Consider the following 5,310-nt stretch of genomic DNA (forward strand, 5'->3'; position numbering starts at 1 on the left):
CCATCCGGTGCGAGGAGGACGCCACCCGGCACGAGCTCGAGACGCGCGGAGGGCATGCCACCGCGCCGTCCATGTAGCCCCTGGGAGGAGGAGCGCCAGCCAGACTGGCGCTCTGCCTACTGCCCGCCCTCGTCCTTCTGAAGCACCACGAAGCGGTAGTTCTCCAGCTCGTTCTGGCCCGCGGTGTAGAGGACGGTGATGAGCAGATCGTAGGCGACCTTCTTGTCGCCGATCACCGACAGCTCCCGGCTGAAGGGCGCGGAGGGGTTGCGATCGGCGATGTACTTCAGCTTCTCCACTTCCTTCTTGAAGGCGGCGTCCAGGGGGACGACGACGCGTCCCTGGAGCTGATCGGCCGGGATCTGGCCGTTGTTCAGCCGCACCACTTCCTTGTCCCCCACGAGGATGTTCTTGGGGGTGATGGTGACAGCCACCGTGTCCTTCGGCGAGGCGCGGGTGGACGAGACGGGGGGCCGCACATCCTCGGAGGCCGTGATGGCCGCCGACGACGAGGCGAAGGACTTGAGCAGGAACACCAGGAGGATGGTCATCATGTCCATCATCGCGGTGATGTTCAGCTCCTTGATCTCGCCGGCCGCCTCGCGCTCCTTGCGCTTCTTGCGCGCCAGCGCCTTGCGGAAGCGCATCCGCTGGAGCCGATCCTCCTCCTCGGGCGTCAGCACGGCGGGCAGCTCGACTTCGGTCGTCGCGCTCACATCGCCCCCAGGGTGACGTCCGGGAACAGGAGGTGCCGCTCTTTGCCCTGCGTCTCCCGGCACGCATCCATCGTCGCGATCAGCGCCTCGTACTGCACGTCCGCGTCCGCGCCGAGGATGACCTTGGTCTCGCCTGGGAAGGCCTGCTTGATCTCCACCATCTTGGCGTTGAGCGCCGCGTAGTCGTAGGAGCCATCTGCCTTGAGCGGGATGGTGGGCGTGTTGCCGCCCGCTCCGAGGATGGCGTTCTCGCTGTTGATGAAGTGGCCCTGCTTGGAGATCAGCACGCTGAGCGTCAGCTTGGGCTGGTCCGGGGTCTCCGGCTGCACCCCGGCGGTGGGGCCGCCGTAGTTCGGCGCGCTCACGTTGAGGATGCCGAACGTGGCCAGGCCAGTGATGGACAGCAGCATGAACAGGATGAGGTTCATGAGGATGTCGAGGTAGGGGACGATGTTCAGTTCCCCTGACTCCTCTTCCTCACGAGGCTTCAGCTTGCGGCGGGAGAAGTAGAACGCCATGCGGGGCCCTCTGGCTCAGCGAAGCGCCGCTCAGGCCGCCCGGGACTCGCCGTCCGCATGGGTCTCCCCCGCGTGCCGGCGTGACAGCAGGTTCTCCAGCTTGAGCGCGTTGAGCTCCACCGTCTCCACCATGGCCTTCGAGTACGAGGTGAGGATCAGGTGGAACACGATGCACAGCACCGCGATGGAGAGCGCGAAGGCCGTGTTATTCATGGCCTTGGAGATACCGTCCGACAGCAGCGTCTGCTTCTGCTCGGCGGGGACGTTGCCGAGCGCCTGGAACGTGCCGATGAGGCCGAAGATGGTGCCCACCAGTCCGACGAGGGTGGCGATGTTGGCCAGCGACCACAGCCAGGGGATGCGCGCGGAGACCTGCGGCGTGTTCTCCACGATGGACTCCTCCACGGCCTTGGCGACTTCGATCTCGCCGCGGTTGGCGCGCGTCAGCCCGGCGCGGATCACCTTGGCCAGGGGCGCGTTGGGAGCCGCGCTGCACAGCTTCACCGCCCGGTCCACATTGCCCGTCATCACCAGCTTGGAGATCTGCTCCATGAAGGGCGGGGCGTTGAGGTTGTAGCGGAACATCAGCGTGTAGATCCGCTCGGCGGCGACCGCCAGCGCGGCCGCGAACCAGAACAGGTTCACGAACATGAAAGGACCACCGTCCTTGAAGAACTTCACGGTGGAATCCACAAGACCCAGCTTCTCGGGGGCTGCCGCCAGGAGCACCCCGTTCAGCAGCTCGCTCACCATGGAGATCATCGCGCTGCGAATCCTTTCGACGCCCGCGGTCCGGCACATCCGTTCAGAGAACGGGCGGCGGTCTCCCAGGCGGGAGCGGGCTGCCCATTCTTAAAGGGCGCCCGCCAAGCGTGTCAAGGCGCTGACAGGCTACCCTCCGGAAATCCTTGGGACTTTCAGGCAGCCGAGGGAGTGCTCACTTCGCCTGGCTGCTGAATCTCCCGCCGGTAGTCGCACTCCTTGTTGGGGCACGCCACGTACGCTCCGTCCCGCTTGGAGAACTTCTGGAGCAGGTACGGGGACTGGCAGCTGGGGCACGTCTCGGCCAGCGGCCGGTCCCAGGCGGCGAACTTGCAGTCCGGGTAGCGGTTGCAGCCGAAGAAGATCTTGCCCCGGCCGCTGCGGCGCTCGGTGAGGTAGCCCTGCTTGCAGTCCGGGCAGCTCACCCCAATGGAGATGGGCTTGGACGTCTTGCACTCCGGGTAGCCCGAGCAGGCCATGAACCGCCCGAAGCGGCCCCGCTTGATGACCATGGGCTTGCCGCAGTTCGCGCACTTCTCGTCCGTGGTCTCCTCCTCCACGATGACGATCTTGCCCTCGGCGTCCCGCTTGAAGTCCTTGGTGTTCTTGCACTCGGGGTAGTTGGAGCAGGCCAGGAAGTGCCCCATCTTCCCGAACTTGATGACCATGACATTGCCGCACTTCTCGCAGGCAATGTCGGTCTTGATCTCCTCGCGCTTGACGTCGCGCATCTCCGCTTCGGCCTTCTCGAGCGTCTCCTTGAAGGGCCCGTAGAAGTCCTGGAGCACGGCCTTCCAGTTGGCGCCGCCCTCGGAGATCTGGTCCAGCTTCTCCTCGAGGTTGGCGGTGAAGGCGACCGCCATCTCCTTGGGGAAGTGCTTGACCAGCATCTCGTTGGTCATCTGCCCCAGATCCGTGGGACGGAAGCGCCCCTCCAGCTTCTCCACGTACTTCTTGTCCTGAATCGTGGAGAGGATGGCCGCGTAGGTGGAGGGCCGGCCGATGCCCTGCTCCTCCAGCTCCTTCACCAGCGTGGCCTCCGAGAAGCGAGGCGGTGGCTGGGTGAAGTGCTGCTCGTTGAGCAGCTTCTGGAGGCGGACCTTGTCCCCATCGTTGAGCGGGGGCAGCTCGCCGGTGGCGTCCTCGGCGCCGTCCTCGCCGGCGGCCTTGGCCTTCTCCTTCTCGGACTCCTCCTCCGGGGTGAGGCTGGCGCCGTACACCGCCAGGTAGCCAGGGAACTTCAGCGTGGAGCCCGAGGCCCGGAACGTGGCCCGGCCCGCGGAGAGGTCCGCGCTCGTCTGGTCATACACCGCCGGCTTCATCTGGCACGCCACGAAGCGGTTCCAGATCAGCTCGTAGAGGCGGAACATGTCCTCCTCGCCCATCTGCTCGAAGAAGGGGCGCACCCGCTCCGGCGGGTACTCCAGGGACACGGGGCGGATGGCCTCGTGCGCGTCCTGGGCGCTCTTCTTGCTCTTGTACACCACCGGCTCTTCCGGCAGGGACTCCACGCCATACTTCGTGCCGATGAACTCGCGCACCAGCTTCACCGCGTCGTCCGACAGGCGCGTGGAGTCCGTGCGCATGTACGTGATGAGCGCCGTCTGGCCCTCTTCACCCAGGGGCACGCCCTCGTAGAGCTTCTGGGCCAGCGTCATCGTCTTCTTGGCGGTGAAGGACAGCCGGTTGGCCGCCTCCTGCTGCAGCTTGGAGGTGATGAAGGGGGCGGGCGCGTTGCGGCGCCGCTCCTTGCGGTCCACCTTGGCGACGGTGAAGTCAGCGCCCTGCAGCTCGGCCACGAGGCCGTCCGTGGTGGCCCGATCCTTCAGCTCCACCTTCTTGCCATCCACCTTGGACAGCTTGGCCTTGAAGAGCGGCGGGCCCCCGGGGCCCTCCAGCAGCGCGTCCAGCGTCCAGTACTCCTCCGGCACGAAGGCCTTGATGGACTCCTCGCGCTCGCAGATCAGCCGTACCGCCACGGACTGCACGCGGCCGGCGGACAGGCCCCGGCGGATCTTCTTCCAGAGCAGCGGAGAGATCTGGTAGCCGACCAGCCGGTCCAGGATGCGCCGCGTCTGCTGAGAGTCGTAGCTCTCCTGGTTGAGCTTGCGCGGCTGGGCAATGGCCTCCTGGATGGCCTTCTTGGTGATCTCGTTGAAGAGCACCCGCTGCGCGTCCTTGTGGCCCAGCTCCTCGAAGATGTGCCAGGCGATGGCCTCACCCTCGCGATCCGGGTCCGTGGCCAGGAAGACCTTGTCGACGTTCTTGGCCACCTTCTTCAGCTCGTTGAGGACTTTCTCCTTGCCCTTGATGACGTGGTACTCGGGCTGGAAGTCGTGCTCCACGTCCACACCGATCTTGCTCTTGGGCAGATCCTTGATGTGGCCGACGGACGCCTTCACCGTGTAGCCCGTGCCCAGGTACTTCTTGATCGTCTTCGCCTTGGCGGGAGACTCGACCACCACCAGGAAGTGGGGGCCCTTGCCGCGCGGAGTGGACTCCTCCTCTTCGTCTGCCGACACCTCCACCGTGGCCAGGGCGCCCTTGCCCTTGCCCTTGCCCTTGGCGGCCGCCTTCTTCGCGGCGCTCTTCTTCTTCTTCGCGGTGGCCTTCTTGGCCGCCGGGCGCTTCGCCGCTGCCTTCTTCGGCGTCGCCTCCTCGGCCTCCGTCTCGACTTCCTTCTTCTTCCGCGTGGCCATGACCTCTCCTGCTCAAACCTTCTCGTACAGCTTGCCCGGGTGCTGGACCAGCAGCCCGGACAGCTCCAGTTCCACCAACGCGCTCGTGAGCGCGGCGGGCGAGAGCTGGCAACCCGCCAGCACCTCATCGAATGTGCGAGGGACCCGATCCAACAACCGGTAGGCGCCTCTGGCTTCCGCCGAGAGCGCTGCTTCCCATGACTCCCCTGTTCCGGGAGGCACCGCCAGCACGGGCCGCGCCCCCACCCACTTCCAGACGTCCTCCACACCCAGGCAGGCGTGCGCCTTGCCTTCGCGGATCAGCACATTGCAGCCGGCCGCGGCCTCGTTTCGCACGTCCCCCGGCAGGGCGAGCACCGGGCGCCCCTGCGCCAGCCCGTCCTCCGCCGTGTACAGCGCCCCGGAAGTCTTGCCAGCCCGGAGCACCAACACCGCATCCGACGCGCCAGCGATGAGTCGGTTTCGCCGAGGGAACGTGGTTCGGCTCGCCCGGACGCCCGGCGGCAGCTCGCTGAAGTACACCCCGCCCCGGTCCAAAAACTCAGGAAGCATGCGGGCTTGTGGCTCGTCCAGCGCATCCAGCGCGGAGCCCAGGAAGGCCCACGTCTCCCCGCC

General features: G+C 66.3%; 5 protein-coding genes. All 5 read right to left on the bottom strand.

Annotated features, from left to right (window positions below):
• Nucleotides 1-116: 116 nt before the first annotated feature.
• Entirely contained in the window at nt 117-647 is a 531-nt protein-coding gene (locus VD972_RS00365; protein ID WP_324979017.1) for an ExbD/TolR family protein, read from the bottom strand.
• A gap of 65 nt (nt 648-712) precedes the next feature.
• On the bottom strand, nt 713-1,234 hold the full coding sequence (locus tag VD972_RS00370) for a biopolymer transporter ExbD (protein ID WP_324979009.1): 522 nt from the start codon (nt 1,232-1,234) through the stop codon (nt 713-715).
• A 30-nt stretch (nt 1,235-1,264) separates the two neighbouring features.
• Nucleotides 1,265-1,996: a MotA/TolQ/ExbB proton channel family protein gene (locus tag VD972_RS00375; RefSeq protein WP_324979012.1), complete on the bottom strand. Its 732-nt coding sequence runs from the start codon at nt 1,994-1,996 to the stop codon at nt 1,265-1,267.
• A gap of 155 nt (nt 1,997-2,151) precedes the next feature.
• Nucleotides 2,152-4,695 (bottom strand): type I DNA topoisomerase, encoded by a 2,544-nt coding sequence (gene topA / locus VD972_RS00385; RefSeq protein ID WP_349256545.1) that lies wholly within the window; start codon nt 4,693-4,695, stop codon nt 2,152-2,154.
• 12 nt (nt 4,696-4,707) lie between these two features.
• Nucleotides 4,708-5,310 (bottom strand): DNA-processing protein DprA (locus VD972_RS00390; protein ID WP_324979015.1); only part of this gene is annotated, 603 nt, incomplete at its 5' end.

Origin of the sequence: Hyalangium sp., from assembly GCF_035629615.1 — a bacterium.
In the GTDB taxonomy this organism is placed as follows: domain Bacteria; phylum Myxococcota; class Myxococcia; order Myxococcales; family Myxococcaceae; genus Hyalangium.

What these genes read in the sequence shown, in the direction of transcription:
- VD972_RS00365 (WP_324979017.1), bottom strand. Translation starts at nt 647, where the DNA reads ATGCGCTTCCGCAAGGCGCTGGCGCGCAAGAAGCGCAAGGAGCGCGAG.
- VD972_RS00370 (WP_324979009.1), bottom strand. Translation starts at nt 1,234, where the DNA reads ATGGCGTTCTACTTCTCCCGCCGCAAGCTGAAGCCTCGTGAGGAAGAG.
- VD972_RS00375 (WP_324979012.1), bottom strand. Translation starts at nt 1,996, where the DNA reads ATGATCTCCATGGTGAGCGAGCTGCTGAACGGGGTGCTCCTGGCGGCA.
- topA (WP_349256545.1), bottom strand. Translation starts at nt 4,695, where the DNA reads ATGGCCACGCGGAAGAAGAAGGAAGTCGAGACGGAGGCCGAGGAGGCG.